The organism is Streptomyces sp. MB09-02B (genome assembly GCF_033794485.1).
GTDB lineage: Bacteria > Actinomycetota > Actinomycetes > Streptomycetales > Streptomycetaceae > Streptomyces.
On the sequence record NZ_JARGEE010000259.1, the window covers coordinates 1 to 13,028 of the forward strand.

Annotated in this window: 13 protein-coding genes and 1 riboswitch; of the genes, 6 read left to right on the forward strand and 7 right to left on the reverse strand. The window is 72.3% G+C overall.

The genetic code is table 11. The annotated features are described in order from the left end of the window. Positions 1–55 precede the first annotated feature (55 nt). Positions 56–343, forward strand: a complete 288-nt coding sequence (locus P1P70_RS29395) for a hypothetical protein (RefSeq protein WP_033527342.1) — start codon at positions 56–58, stop codon at positions 341–343. 173 nt (positions 344–516) lie between these two features. Here P1P70_RS29395 and P1P70_RS29400 read toward each other — a convergent pair whose 3' ends face one another. From P1P70_RS29400 to P1P70_RS29410, 3 genes are read right to left on the reverse strand one after another with little or no spacing between them, the layout of a single operon-like run. Then, the gene (locus P1P70_RS29400; protein ID WP_319243021.1) at positions 517–1,584 is read right to left on the reverse strand and encodes a prenyltransferase/squalene oxidase repeat-containing protein; all 1,068 of its coding nucleotides are present in this window, start codon (positions 1,582–1,584) and stop codon (positions 517–519) included. After that, the gene (locus tag P1P70_RS29405; protein ID WP_319243022.1) at positions 1,581–2,345 is read right to left on the reverse strand and encodes a class I SAM-dependent methyltransferase; all 765 of its coding nucleotides are present in this window, start codon (positions 2,343–2,345) and stop codon (positions 1,581–1,583) included. Before P1P70_RS29405 ends, P1P70_RS29400 begins: the two co-directional genes overlap by 4 nt. After that, positions 2,339–3,766, reverse strand: coding sequence for a glycosyltransferase family 4 protein (locus P1P70_RS29410; RefSeq protein WP_319243024.1), 1,428 nt, complete (start codon positions 3,764–3,766; stop codon positions 2,339–2,341). The genes P1P70_RS29405 and P1P70_RS29410 overlap by 7 nt, the downstream gene beginning before the upstream one ends. Before the next feature lie 217 nt (positions 3,767–3,983). Here P1P70_RS29410 and P1P70_RS29415 point away from each other — a divergent pair, with 217 nt between their 5' ends. Then, positions 3,984–4,640 (forward strand): TetR family transcriptional regulator, encoded by a 657-nt coding sequence (locus P1P70_RS29415; RefSeq protein ID WP_319243026.1) that lies wholly within the window; start codon positions 3,984–3,986, stop codon positions 4,638–4,640. Between the two features lie 339 nt (positions 4,641–4,979). Here the strand turns inward: P1P70_RS29415 and P1P70_RS29420 are convergent, their stop codons facing one another. From P1P70_RS29420 to P1P70_RS29430, 3 genes are read right to left on the reverse strand one after another with little or no spacing between them, the layout of a single operon-like run. Beyond that, a complete protein-coding gene (locus P1P70_RS29420) occupies positions 4,980–5,846 on the reverse strand; it encodes a tetratricopeptide repeat protein (protein WP_319243028.1) in 867 nt (288 codons plus the stop codon). 55 nt (positions 5,847–5,901) lie between these two features. Then, on the reverse strand, positions 5,902–6,135 hold the full coding sequence (locus P1P70_RS29425; RefSeq protein WP_319243030.1) for a ferredoxin: 234 nt from the start codon (positions 6,133–6,135) through the stop codon (positions 5,902–5,904). Then, the gene (locus tag P1P70_RS29430) at positions 6,135–7,631 is read right to left on the reverse strand and encodes an aldehyde dehydrogenase (protein WP_319243045.1); all 1,497 of its coding nucleotides are present in this window, start codon (positions 7,629–7,631) and stop codon (positions 6,135–6,137) included. The genes P1P70_RS29425 and P1P70_RS29430 overlap by 1 nt, the downstream gene beginning before the upstream one ends. Before the next feature lie 165 nt (positions 7,632–7,796). Between P1P70_RS29430 and P1P70_RS29435 the strand changes: the two genes are divergently transcribed. Beyond that, positions 7,797–8,825 (forward strand): MBL fold metallo-hydrolase, encoded by a 1,029-nt coding sequence (locus P1P70_RS29435; RefSeq protein WP_319243033.1) that lies wholly within the window; start codon positions 7,797–7,799, stop codon positions 8,823–8,825. 6 nt (positions 8,826–8,831) lie between these two features. On the opposite strand, the gene P1P70_RS29440 is transcribed toward P1P70_RS29435, so the two are convergent. After that, positions 8,832–9,629, reverse strand: coding sequence for a phosphotransferase (locus tag P1P70_RS29440; protein ID WP_319243035.1), 798 nt, complete (start codon positions 9,627–9,629; stop codon positions 8,832–8,834). 86 nt (positions 9,630–9,715) lie between these two features. Continuing rightward, positions 9,716–9,792, forward strand: a riboswitch (cobalamin riboswitch). A 133-nt stretch (positions 9,793–9,925) separates the two neighbouring features. Here P1P70_RS29440 and P1P70_RS29445 point away from each other — a divergent pair. From P1P70_RS29445 to P1P70_RS29455, 3 genes are read left to right on the forward strand one after another with little or no spacing between them, the layout of a single operon-like run. Next, complete coding sequence (locus P1P70_RS29445) at positions 9,926–11,278, forward strand: prenyltransferase/squalene oxidase repeat-containing protein (protein WP_319243038.1); 1,353 nt, start codon at positions 9,926–9,928, stop codon at positions 11,276–11,278. Next, positions 11,275–11,973 (forward strand): SCO2322 family protein, encoded by a 699-nt coding sequence (locus P1P70_RS29450; protein WP_319243041.1) that lies wholly within the window; start codon positions 11,275–11,277, stop codon positions 11,971–11,973. The genes P1P70_RS29445 and P1P70_RS29450 overlap by 4 nt, the downstream gene beginning before the upstream one ends. Positions 11,974–11,982: 9 nt before the next feature. Next, positions 11,983–12,990, forward strand: coding sequence for a CbiQ family ECF transporter T component (locus P1P70_RS29455; protein WP_413471566.1), 1,008 nt, complete (start codon positions 11,983–11,985; stop codon positions 12,988–12,990). Positions 12,991–13,028 lie beyond the last annotated feature (38 nt).

Consider the following 13,028-nt stretch of genomic DNA (forward strand, 5'->3'; position numbering starts at 1 on the left):
GGGCTCGTGGAGGTGGGCGAGGTTTGGGCGGGGGCCGACGGGCAACCCGTCAGGCATGTCTCGATATAGCGGTTCCAATCAGGCGGGCCGGGTCATCGCGATAGTCGCCGATGTCATGGCGTTCATCCTCGGTCTGTGGATCCTGATGTACCTGCTGGGCGCGAACGGCGCGAACGACTTCGTGCAGTTCGTCCATGACGCGGCCCGCTGGCTCGCCGGCTGGTCGCACGACCTGTTCACGTTCGACGAGCAGTGGGCGCGGGTGGTGGCCGGTTACGGCCTCGCGGCCGTCGTGTACCTGTTCGTGGGCCACGCCATCGCCAACCGGATGCACCGGCATTGAGCGAGTGCGGCTCCGGTGGGGCTGGTCGCGCAGTTCCCCGCGCCCCTGAAAAGCCGGGGCTGCGCCCCGTGCTCTTCGGCCCGGATGGCCGGAGGCCTTTCAGGGGCGCGGGGAACTGCGCGAGAAGCCCCACCGGCCCGGCAGCCGACGACGACCCCCCGGCTCAGCGGCGCTCAACAGCACTCCGCGTCCAGCCCGCGCGGCAGGCGCTCGCCGCCGAAGACCGCACAGGTCGCCTCGTCGCCGCCCAGCGCGGCCACGGCCAGCAGGAGCGAACCCGCGGTCCAGGAGGTCAGTTCCGCGGGCCAGACGGCCCGGTCCTCGAAGACGTAGCCCGTCCAGTACAGGCCGGACTCGGGGTCGCGGAGGTGCTGGATGGACTGGAGTATCTCCAGGGCGCGGTCGGACTCGCCCATCGCCCAGAGGGCCAGGGCCAGTTCGGCCGACTCGCCGCCGGTCACCCAGGGGTTGGGGACCACGCAGCGGACACCGAAGCCGGGGACGACGAAACGGTCCCAGCCCTCCTCGACCCGGGACTTGGCCTCGGCGCCGGTGAGCGCGCCGCCGAGCACCGGGTAGTACCAGTCCATCGAGTAGCGGTCCTTGTCGAGGAACCGCTCGGGGTGCCGGCGTATCGCGTGCCGGAGGGCACCGACCGCCAACTCCCAGTCGGGCTGCGGCTCCTCGCGCTGCTCGGCGATGGCGAGGGCGCAGCGCAGGGCGTGGTGGATGGACGAACTGCCCGTCAGCAGGGCGTCATTCACCGGTATGCCGTCGTCCTCACGCTTCCAGCCGATCTGGCCGCCGGGCTGCTGGAGCCGCAGGACGCATTCGATCGCCGCGTAGACGGCGGGCCACATGCGGTCGAGGAAGGTGTCGTCGCCGGTGGCGAGGTAGTGGTGCCAGACTCCGACGGCGATGTAGGCGACGAAGTTGGTCTCGCGGCCCCGGTCGGTGACGTCGTGGGCGTCGCCGTCGGCGTACGCGGCGTACCAGGAGCCGTCCTCGTTCTGGTGCCGGCGCAGCCACTCGTAGGCGCGCTCGGCGGCCTCGTGCTCACCGGCCGCGTCCAGGGCCATGGCCGCCTCGGTGTGGTCCCACGGGTCGAGGTGGTGTCCGCGGAACCACGGGATGGCACCGTCCGCGCGCTGCACCGCGAGGATGCCCCGCACGGTGGCGGCGGCCTCCTCCGCGGTGAGGACCCCGGGCAGGACCAGGTGTTCTGTCCGGGGGGTCGTCACTTGGCGTCCGCCCCGGCCTCGGTCCCGGCTTCCCCGGCGATGCGGGGAAGGTGCGGCTTGGTCGCGTAGGCCACGAAGCTCTTGCCGATCAGCGGGTTCAGCGCTTCCTCCGCGACCCGCGTGGCCAGGGGCTTCTTCATGATGTCCCAGACCAGCAGCTTGTGGTACGCCCGCACGGGCAGCGCCTTGTCGTTGTCGACGCCGAACGCGCACTTCAGCCACCAGTAGGGCGAGTGCAGGGCGTGGGCGTGGTGGGTGCCGTACGGCTTGAGGCCCGCCTCGCGGATCCTGGCCAGCAGTTCGTCCGCCTTGTAGATGCGGATGTGGCCGCCCTCGACCTCGTGGTACGCGTCCGAGAGCGCCCAGCAGACCTTCTCGGGGCCGTAGCGCGGCACGGTGACGGCTATGCGGCCGCCGGGCTTGAGCACCCGGACCATCTCGGCGAGGACGCCCTTGTCGTCGGGGATGTGCTCCATCACCTCGGAGATGATGACGACGTCGAAGGACTCGTCGGGGAAGGGCAGCGCGAGGGCGTCGCCCTCCATCGCGGTGGCGGTGGCGCCCTCGGGGGCCTCGCCCGCCTCCTTCATCGCCGCGAACCACTTGGCGACCTCGCGGATTTCCTCGGCGTTCTGGTCGAGGGCCACGACCTGGGCGCCGCGCCGGTAGCACTCGAAGGCGTGCCGGCCCGCTCCACAGCCGAGATCCAGGACCCGGTCCCCCGGGGCGAGCGGGAACCGGGAGAAGTCGACGGTCAGCACGTGGCCCTGCTTTCGCGGTTGGCGCTTTCGCGGTGTGTTTCTGCTGCTTCTTCGACGGCCTCGGTGCCTTCGACGGCGTCGGTGCCTTCGACGGCTCCGACGCGCGTGCGGGCGATCGCCTCGCGGTAGTGGGCGACCGTGCCCTCGGCCGCCTTGGCCCAGGTGAACCGGCTCAGTACGCGCTCGCGCCCCGCGCGGCCGAGCCGCTGCCGGAGGCCGGGGTCGCCGAGGAGCCGGCCGAGCGCGGTGGCCAGGGCTCCCGGGTCGCCCGGGGGCACCGCGAGACAGGTCTCGCCGTCGGGTCCGGCGACCTCCGGTATGGCTCCCCCGGTGGTGGCGACCAGCGGCGTACCGGTGGCCATGGCCTCGGCGGCGGGCAGCGAGAACCCCTCGTAGAGCGAGGGCACGCAGGCGACCTCGGCCGAGCGGACCAGGTCGACGAGTTCGGCGTCGGAGATGCCCTTGACGAACTCGACGGCGCCTTCGAGGCCGTACCGTTCGACCGCCTGGGCGACCGGGCCCTCGGTGGGCCGCTTGCCGACGACGACCAGGTGGGCGGTGGTGTGCTCGGTGCGCACCTTGGCGAGCGCCTCCACGAGGAAGACGAGCCCCTTGAGGGGCACGTCCGCGCTGGAGGTGGTGACGATCCGGCCGGGCACCTGCGGCACGGCGGGATTCGGCGAGAAGAGGTCGGTGTCGGCGCCGATGTGCACGACGTGCATCCGGTCGTCGCGCACGCCCAGGTGGTCGACGATCTCCTGGCGGGAGGTGCCGGAGACGGTGAGCACGGACGGCAGCCGTCGCGCGACCCGCTTCTGCATGCGGGTGAAGGCGTACCACCGGCGTACGGACATCCGGCGCTGCCGGCCCTCGGCCGCGTCGAGTTCCAACTGCCGGTCGACGGTGATGGGGTGGTGAATGGTGGTGACGAGGGGGGCGCCCACGTCGCCCAGCAGCCCGTACCCGAGGGTCTGGTTGTCGTGGACGACGTCGAACTCACCGCGGCGGGCGCGCAGATGGCGGCGGGCGCGCAGCGAGAAGGTGAGCGGCTCGGGGAAACCGCCGGTCCACATCGTCGCCACTTCGAGGGCGTCGATCCAGTCGCGGTACTCGTCCCGCTTCGGGGTGCGGAAGGGGTCGGGCTGGCGGTAGAGGTCGAGGCTGGGCAGCTCGGTGAGGGAGATCCGGCCCGGTCCGTCGACGGGGACGGCGTCCTCGTCGAGCACGGGGTAGGGCTGGGAGCCGATCACCTCGACCCGGTGGCCGAGCCGGGCCAGCTCGCGCGAGAGGTGCCGTACGTAGACGCCCTGGCCCCCGCAGAACGGGTTCCCTTTATAGGTGAGGAGCGCGATGTCGAGCGGTCGCCCGCCGTCGGCGGCAAGGTCACGTCGGGACCCCGTCCGACTGGCCTCATCGGTCACTCCTGGCCCCCTTCTCACTGCGATTTCCCGTGAGATTACGACGAGACGGTAATCTAGAACAAGTTTCAGAGTTGATCGTTCAAGAGGCTCTGAATCTACCGGCTGGTAGAACCGCTGTGAGAGATGGATCAGGTGATTCACGCCACGGCCCACGCCCTGGCATGCTCTGTGATCGCATATCCTCACCGACCGTCACGACTGTCACGGAACGAGAACCATGCCTGCGGAAGCCAAGGTGGAGAGCAAGCTGGAGGCCAAGGTGGATGCCGGCACCGCGCGATCGGCCTCGCCACCCCTCACGGAGCGCCAGGAGGCCCGCCGGCGCCGCATCCTGCACACGAGCGCCCAGTTGGCCAGCCGCGGCGGCTTCGACGCCGTGCAGATGCGTGAGGTCGCGGAGTCCTCGCAGGTCGCCCTGGGGACCCTCTACCGCTACTTCCCCTCCAAGATCCATCTGCTGGTCGCCACCATGCAGGACCAGCTGGAGCACATGCACGGCACGCTCCGCAAGAAGCCCCCGAGCGGCGAGACCGCGGCCGAGCGCGTCGCCGAGACGCTGATGCGCGCGTTCCGGGCCCTGCAGCGCGAGCCCCATCTCGCCGACGCGATGGTGCGCGCCCTCACCTTCGCCGACCGCAGCGTCAGTCCCGAGGTCGACCAGGTCTCCCACCAGACCACCGCGATCATCCTCGACGCGATGGGGCTGGCCGACCCGACCGCCGAGCAGCTCTCCGCCGTCCGCGTCATCGAGCACACCTGGCACTCGGCCCTCATCACCTGGCTCTCCGGCCGCGCGTCCATCGCCCAGGTGAAGATCGACATCGAGACGGTGTGCCGCCTGATCGACCTGACCGCCCCGGAGTCGGGCGCGTAGGGCCGCAGGGGGCGCCTCACAGCTCGGAGGCGCGGATTTCGTCGGCGGGTGCGGGTCCGGTGGGGGCACGGAAGCGGCGCGGCCACGGACGCGCGAAAAGACCTACGAGACGGGTTCCCTGCGCCGGTATTACCCGGATCAGGTGCTGGGGGTCGCCTTCCGGCCCTGTCCTGCTGCCTTCCGGCCTCTCAGCCCGACCGTCGACGTCGGCATCGGCGGATCTGCTACCTCGCGCCCATGTCGGCTACTCCGGTCGGCTCCCTCACTCGTCTCGTAGGCTGATTTCTACGATAGAACGCCCATGCGAGAATACAACCCCCAAAAGGGATTTTTTACCTTTCAGCCCGTGATCTCCAGCCCGCTCCAGCTCCGCCCGATCGCCTTCTCGCCCGCCCACGACTCCAGCAGCCGTCGGGCGTCCTCCTCCGGGGCCGCGAGGGAGACGCGCTGGGCGCCCTCGTGGGCGGTGCGGGGCTCCTTGTGGAGGGTTCCCTCGCTGCAGCAGGCACAGTGCATCGTGAGGCTGCTCGCCGGCTCCGCGCCGAAGTCGTGTTCGGCGAACAGGGCGATGAGGGCTTCCAGGTCGGCCGGTTCACCGGCCGCGACCGTCACCTGGAGCGTGGGCAGGTCGGACGCCTCGAAGAGCAGCAGCTCGTCGAAGACGGGGTACGTCGAGCCGTCGACGACGCGTTCGCCGTTGGGCTGACCGTCGTGGACGACGATCTCGCCGTAGCGGCGGCCGCCCGTCACGGGGACGTTCACCACGCGGCCGCGCGTCGGGCACAGCCGCTCGATCCACACCACCTCGCGTCGGCCGTCGGTGTCCAGGCGCACACAGGCGTGGCCGAAGCGGCCCTCGATCTCGCCCTCGCCGGCCGGGATCTCCAGACCGAAACCGGCCCAGGCGTCGCGCGCGACCGCCCAGTCGCGGCGGATCGTGGCCGCGATACCGAGGTTCCAGAACGCGGGGTCGCCCTGGCCGCGCGGTGCGCGGGCGGCGGCTTCGACGCCCAGCTCGAACGCCTTGTCCCAGCCGCGCAGGAACTTGTGGCCGAGCGCGGCGTCGTACCACCACTCCGCGCTCGGCTTCTCGTCCGGGAAATGCGCGAGCACCTGTTCGTAGAGGTCGGCGGCGCGCTGCCACTCCTCGGCGTCCCAGGCCGCGTACGCCTGCTCGATCAGCCTCTTGGCCTCGGACTTCCGCACTTCTTGCCGCCCCGCGTGTGTTGTCGTTCGTGTGCCGACCGCAGAGCGTAGGCCCCTACTCCTCGGGCGGGAACACCGGCTCCCCGCTTCCGAGCAGGGTGATGGAGATCGCCTCCACCGGGCAGCCCTCCGCCGCCTTCAGAACCCGTTCGTGGGCGTCGGTCTCCGGTTCGACGGGGTGGGACTGCATGGCGGAGTCGAGGCGGAAGGAGTCCGGGGCGAGGTGCGTGCACTGGGCGGATCCGATGCAGAGGGCCCGGTCGACCTCCACCTGCCAGCGGTCGCCCATCACCCGACCCCCTTGCCCGCGACGACGGTGACCTCGGCGGGCGGCTCGTATCCGGCGGGCAGGTGGATCATCTTGTGCTCCAGGTACTCGCCGTAGCCCTCGGGGCCGAACTCGCGCCCCAGGCCGGAGTTCTTGTAGCCGCCGAAGGGCCCGAGCATGTCGAGGCTGAAGGTGTTGACGGAGTAGGTGCCGGTGCGGATCCGGCGGGCGATGTCGATGCCGCGTTCGTCGTCGGCGGTCCAGACGCTGCCACTGAGCCCGTAGTCGGAGTCGTCGGCGATCCGGACGGCCTCGTTCTCGTCGCCATACGGGAGGAGGCAGATGACCGGGCCGAAGATCTCCTCCCGGGCGATACGCATGGAGTTGTCGACGCCGCCGAAGAGGGTCGGTTCGACGTACCAGCCGCGCTCCAGGTCCGCCGGACGGCCGCCGCCGGTGAGGATCTTGGCGCCCTCCTCCTGGCCGATGCGGATGTAGTCGAGGCTGCGACGCTGCTGGCGGGCGGCGACGAGCGGGCCGAGTTCGGTGGCCGGGTCCAGGGGGTCGCCGATCTTGAGCGCGGAGGCGTAGGCGGCGAAGGCCTCGGCGAACTCGTCGTAGCGGGCGCGCGGGACGAGGATGCGGGTCTGGGCCACGCACGCCTGGCCGTTGATCATCCAGGCGAAGGGGGCGATGCCGTTGACGGCGGTCTGCGCGTCGGCGTCGGGGAGGATCACGGCCGCCGACTTGCCGCCCAACTCCAGGGTGACGCGGGTGAGGTTGCGGGCGGCGACCTCCATGACGCGTTTGCCGGCGGCGACCGAGCCGGTGAAGGAGACCTTGTCGACGCCCGGGTGCCCGACCAGGTACTCGCTGACCTCACGGTCGGCGGGAAGGACGGAGAGCACGCCCTCGGGCAGACCGGCCTCTGCGGCGATCTCCGCCAACAGGTAGGCGTCCAGGGGGGTTTCGGGCGACACCTTCAGGATCGCCGGGCAGCCGGCGAGCAGGGCGGGGGCGAGTTTGGCGGCGGCGGTGAACTGCGGCACGTTCCAGGGGACGATCGCCGCGACCACCCCGACCGGCTCGCGCCGGACGAGGATCTGGCCGAGCACGCCGGCCCGCCGCTCCTCGTACGTGAAGTCGCGGGCCGTGGTGATGGCCGCGTCCCACGCCATCATCGACGCGAGGGCCTGCACCATCACGCTGGAGGTGAACGGGGTGCCGTTCTCGGAGCTGATGATCCGGGCGAACTCCTCGTGGCGCACGGCGAAGGCGTCCTTGATCCGGGCGACGACCTCGATCCGCTCGTCGAGCGTCGTCCGGGGCCAGGGGCCGTGGTCGAAGGCGTGGCGCGCGGCGGCCACGGCCCGGTCGACGTCCGCGCACGAGGCGTGCGGGACGCGCCCGATGACCTCCTCCGTGTGCGGCGAGACCACCTCGATGACGTCCGTGCCCAGGGGGTCGGTCAGCTCCCCGCCGATGAACAGCTGTCCGTGTTCCACGAGTTCGGTCATGGCCGTTGCCTCCCGGAGCCACTTCTCTGACATACCGTCAGTTTCGAATACGGAACTGATACCAGTTCCAGGAGAAGGAGTCCATGTCGCGGGCAGGCCGAGGCGGAGACCCGCTCGTTCGCGGCGCCCAACCCGGGTGGAACTCGTTCTAGTTATAGTGGCTCCATGACACAGGTGACCGATCACGGCGGAGGCGTACGGTCCATCGAGGTCCCCATCCCGGACAACCCGCTCGGCCACACCCTCGTGTACGTCGTCGACACCGACCGCGGGCCGGTTCTCGTCGACACCGGCTGGGACGACCCGGCGTCGTGGGACACGCTCGCGGCGGGCCTGAGCGCCTGCGGTACGTCGGTCGCGGAGGTCCACGGGGTCGTGATCACACACCACCACCCCGACCACCACGGCCTCTCGGGGGCGGTGCGCGAGGCGTCCGGGGCGTGGATCGCGATGCACGCGGCGGACACGGCGATCGTCCGGCGCACACGCGGGACCGGTCCGGAGCGCTGGTACTCCTACATGGCGGACAAGCTCACCGCGGCGGGCGCGCCGGAGGAACACCTCGCGCCCCTGCGGGCCGCGCGCCGGCCGCGCGCCCTGCCCGGGTTCTCCCCCGCGCTCCCCGACCGCGAGATCGTGCCCGGCGAACTCCTCGACCTCCCCGGCCGCCGCGTCCGCGCGATCTGGACGCCGGGCCACACGCCGGGGCACGTCTGCCTCCACCTGGAGGAGGCACACCCCGCGCAACTCCCGGGCCACGGACGCCTGTTCTCCGGCGATCACCTGCTGCCCGAGATCAGCCCGCACATCGGCCTCTACGAGGACCCGGACGACGACACGGTCACCGACCCTCTCGGCGACTACCTCGACTCCCTCGAACGCGTCGGCCGCCTGGGCGCCGCCGAGATCCTGCCCGCCCATCAGTACGCGTTCACCGACGCGGCCGGGCGCGTACGGGAGTTGCTGGCCCACCACGAGTCCCGCCTCACCGACCTGCTCGCCCTGCTCTCCACCCCCCTCACCGCGTGGCAACTCGCCGAACGGATGGAGTGGAACCGCCCCTGGCCCCAGATCCCCTTCACCTCCCGCAACATCGCGGTCTCCGAGGCGGAGGCCCACGTGCGACGCCTGGTGAAGCTGGGCAGGGCGGAGACGGTACCGGGGAGCGATCCGGTGCGGTACGTGGCGGTGTGATTCCCCTCAGGCCTCCGCCCCCGCGGACATGACCCGGAGGATCAACCGTTCCGCCCGGCCCAGGAGTTCGATCTCATGCGGGGACATCGTCGGGGTGGACGCCCGGCGGTGGCCCGCTTCGGTCAGGTGGTGGTGCGTCAGGGTGTTGTCGGGGCGGTGGGCGAGGAGGGAGGTGAGGGCGGCGTGGGCCATGGGGGCGCGGGGGTCGGTCGTGTCGACGGCCACCTGGGCGAGGATCATCGCGGAGACACCCCAGTCGAGGCCGGGCGGCCCCTCCTCGGTGTTGTTCCAGTCGATGACCCGCGGGCCGTGCGGGGTGAGGACGACGTTCTCCGGGTGGAGGTCCAGGTGAAGGACCTGCGCCCCGGGGCGGTGCCGGGACGGGACGGCGTGGAGGGCGCGCAGGAGTCGGGCCAGGGTCGCGCCGACCTCCGGCGCGGCGACCTGACCGGCGGCGCAGGCCTCCAGCAGGGTCGGCCCGGACAGGCGCTCCAGCACCATCTCCGCACCGGCCGCCGAGCGCACGCGCGGAACCGGATAGCCATGCCCCCGTACGTACTCCATGATGTCCGCCTCGGCCGCCGCGTCACCCCACCCGTCCCGGTAACGCCGCAGCACCCAGGCGCCACCACCACGTCCGGTATGCCTGTCGGCTCCGTCACGGTCGGCGGGGGCTGCGGGGTCGCCGTCTTCGGTGTCCGCGACGAGGTCGCCGGTGCCGTGCGGCCCGGACTCGCCCTCGTCGGCGTGCAGTTCGTACACGTCGGCCGTGCGGCCCGCGCCCAGCAGTCTCCCCGTACGCATGGCCCGAACCTATCGCGGCCCGCGTACGGCCCTCAGGGTCTTCGCTACCGGCAGGTAGAGTGACCGCGTCGTCATCACACCCGTACAGGGGGAAGCCGGTGCAAATCCGGCACTGACCCGCAACCGTGAGCCGCCCTCGGCAGGGCGTCAAGTCGGACTGCCCTGTACGGAATCGTGACCGGCTCGCGGCACCGGCGGCCCGCCGGTGCACGGCACCGTCGAGGAATACGGAGCCGAGCCGCCCGGCGCTCCGCCGTGCCGCCCGGCTCCCCGTCAGGGAGAGGCAGCCGCCGATCATGAATGTCCGCCGCAGCGCCGCGGTCGTCGCCGTACTGGTCGCCACGACCGGCCTCGCCACCGGAGCCGGTACCGGGCTCGGTGCCGCTCTCGGCTTCGCGCCGGCCGCCTTCGCCGGCGACACGGCGTCGAAGGCGTCCGTCGCTCCCTCCGCCTCGCCCTCCCGGGCGATCCCCACCGGTCTGTACGGATCCACCGACCCCACGTACGACGGTGTCTGGCGGCAGTCCCTCGCCCTGCTCGCCCTGGACGCCGTGGGTGAGAAGCCCGGTGCCGGGGCCGTGGAATGGCTCGTCGGGCAGCAGTGCGCGAGCGGGGCGTTCGCGGCGTACCGCGCCGACGCGACCGCGAAGTGCGACGCCAGGACGGCCGTCGACACCAACAGCACGGCCGCCGCGATACAGGCGCTCGCCGCGGTCGGCGGGCAGGACGCCGAGGCCGGCCGGGCGGTGCGGTGGCTGAAGGACAACCAGAACGAGGACGGTGGCTGGGGCTACACCCCGGGCGGGCCCAGCGACGCGAACTCCACGTCCGTCGTGATCGGCGCGCTGACCGCCGTCGGCGACGCCCCCGAGAAGCAGCAGAAGGACGGCAACTCCCCCTACGAGGCCCTCCGGGCCCTCGCCCTCCCCTGCGGCGACGGGGAGGGCGGCGGCAGGAGCGGCGCCGAGGACGGCGGGGCCTTCGCCTACCAGCCCGACAAGAAGGGCGGTCTCGCCGCGAACGACGACGCCACGGCCGCCGCGGTCCTCGGCAGCCTGGGCAAGGGGTTCGTCGTCGAGCCGGGCAGCGGCGAGGGCAAGGGCAAGGCCTCGTTCGGCTCCTGCGTCTCCGGTGACTCCCCGGAGGATCTCGCGCACGACGGGGCCGTCCATCTGGCCGGTGCCCTCACCGCCGACGGCTACCTGAAGTCCTCCCTCGCGGGTGCGGAGGACCAGCCCGACCACGGCACCACAGCGGACGCGGTCGTCGCGCTCGCCGCCGCCGGGGACTCGGCCGCCACCGAGAAGCCGCTCTCCTGGCTGCGGAAGAACCACGGGGTGTGGGCGGCCAAGGCGGGGCCCGCCGCGTACGCCCAGCTCGTCCTCGCGGCGCACGCCTCCGGTGGCGACCCGCGTGACTTCGGGGGCGCCGATCTCGTCGCCCGGCTGAAGGACACCGGTCCGGCCCGTGACGTGGACGACTACTCCTCGGTGCCGCACGAGGACACGGCCACCGGGGACGAAGCCGGTGACGGTCTCGGGGCAGACGGGGCAGGCGTGTGGTGGGTGATCGGGCTCGGGCTCGTCGTGGTCGTCGCCGTCGTCGGCTTCGTGCTGGCGCGGTCCGGCCGGAAGCGGCCGGAGGCATGACCGGCCGTCGGAGGGGGGCCTCGTCGCCCCGGCGACGGAGTGGGGTGCTCGCGCTGCTGGGCGGTCTGCTGTTCGTGCTGGGGAGTCCGGGGCCCGCCCACGCCGCCGCGTACCGGTACTGGTCCTTCTGGGAGAGGGACGGCTCCGCCTGGGCGTACGCCACGCAAGGGCCGTCGACCGCGCGACCGGTGGACGGGGAGGTCCAGGGCTTCCGGTTCGCCGTGAGCCGGGACTCGGCGGACGCGCTCCAGCCGCGCGGCGCCACCGACTTCGCCTCGGTCTGCGGGGACACGGCCGCGCGGAGCGGGGAGAAGCGGGTCGCGCTGGTCATCGACTTCGGTACGGCGGCGGACGCACCGGAGGGCGAGACGCCTCCGAAGGCGCGTACGGCCTGTGCGCGGGTGCCGGACGACGCGACCACGGCCGAGGCGTTGGCCTCCGTCGCGAAGCCCCTTCGGTACGACACGAACGCGCTGCTCTGCGCGATCGGGGGATATCCGGGGAAGGGGTGCGGGGAGGCGGTCGACTCCGACGCCGCGTCCGGCACCGACGGCCGTTCCGACGCCACGGGTTCGTCGGCCGGGGGCGCCTCCGAGGAGGGGCAGGGGCCGTCCGTCGGGTTGTTCGTGGGCGCGGGCGTGGTCGCCGTGCTGGGGGCCGCCGCGGTGTGGCGGGCGCGGCGGCGCCGGGGTTAGGGCGGCGCGATGCGGTGGTTCACAGAGCGCCCGGAGCCGGAGCCGAGGCCGGAGCCGGTGTCGGCCGGAAGGCGGGGTGGCGGGGTGCATCCTCTTGCCTGGTGGTTCTGGGCTCTCGGGCTCGGTACCGCCGCGTCGCGCACCACCAACCCCCTGCTCCTCGCCCTGCTGATCGCGGTGGCCGGATATGTCGTGGCCACGCATCGGACCGACGCCCCCTGGGCCCGCTCGTACACCGCGTTCGTGAAGCTCGGGCTGGTGGTGCTGGGCGTCCGGCTGGGGTTCGCGGTCGTGCTGGGCTCGCCCGTTCCCGGGACGCACACCCTGTTCACGCTCCCCGAAGTGCCGCTTCCCGCCTGGGCGCAGGGGATCCGGCTGGGGGGCCGGGTCACGGCGGAGGGGGCCCTGTTCGCGCTGTACGACGGGCTGCGGCTGGCCACCCTGCTGATCTGCGTCGGCGCCGCCAACGCCCTGGCCAACCCGGCCCGCCTCCTGAAGTCCCTCCCCGGCGCCCTGTACGAGGCCGGCGTGGCCGTGGTCGTGGCGATGACGTTCGCGCCGCATCTGGTGGCGGACGTACAGCGGTTGCGGGCCGCGCGGCGGCTGCGGGGCCGGCCCGACCGGGGCGTACGGGGTCTGCTGCACGTCGGACTCCCGGTGCTGGAGGGCGCGTTGGAGCGGTCGGTCGCGCTGGCCGCCGCGATGGACTCGCGCGGCTACGGCCGTACCGCCGAGGTCCCGGCACGCGTCCGCCGTACGACCGCCGCGCTCACCCTCGGGGGACTGCTCGGCGTCTGCGCGGGAACGTACGGTGTGCTGACCGCCGAGGGCGGCGGCTACGGCCTGCCCGTGCTGCTCGCGGGAGTGGTCGCCGCGCTGGCGGGACTGCGGCTGGGCGGCCGGCGCTCACCGCGCACCCGCTACCGGCCCGACCCGTGGGGGGTGCGCGCGTGGCTGGTGGCCGGGTCCGGGGTGGCCGTCGCCGCGCTGCTGATCGTCTGCGACGTGTGTTTATAAAACTTCTAGCACCCACGGACCAAGCACAAAAAAAAAAT

Bases quoted from the DNA above. Each gene is read 5' to 3' on its own strand.
- P1P70_RS29440 (WP_319243035.1), bottom strand. From the start codon at position 9,629: ATGCGTACGGGGAGACTGCTGGGCGCGGGCCGCACGGCCGACGTGTAC.
- P1P70_RS29430 (WP_319243045.1), bottom strand. From the start codon at position 7,631: ATGACCGAACTCGTGGAACACGGACAGCTGTTCATCGGCGGGGAGCTG.
- P1P70_RS29425 (WP_319243030.1), bottom strand. From the start codon at position 6,135: ATGGGCGACCGCTGGCAGGTGGAGGTCGACCGGGCCCTCTGCATCGGA.
- P1P70_RS29445 (WP_319243038.1), top strand. From the start codon at position 9,926: ATGAATGTCCGCCGCAGCGCCGCGGTCGTCGCCGTACTGGTCGCCACG.
- P1P70_RS29435 (WP_319243033.1), top strand. From the start codon at position 7,797: ATGACACAGGTGACCGATCACGGCGGAGGCGTACGGTCCATCGAGGTC.
- P1P70_RS29450 (WP_319243041.1), top strand. From the start codon at position 11,275: ATGACCGGCCGTCGGAGGGGGGCCTCGTCGCCCCGGCGACGGAGTGGG.
- P1P70_RS29395 (WP_033527342.1), top strand. From the start codon at position 56: ATGTCTCGATATAGCGGTTCCAATCAGGCGGGCCGGGTCATCGCGATA.
- P1P70_RS29415 (WP_319243026.1), top strand. From the start codon at position 3,984: ATGCCTGCGGAAGCCAAGGTGGAGAGCAAGCTGGAGGCCAAGGTGGAT.
- P1P70_RS29455 (WP_413471566.1), top strand. From the start codon at position 11,983: ATGCGGTGGTTCACAGAGCGCCCGGAGCCGGAGCCGAGGCCGGAGCCG.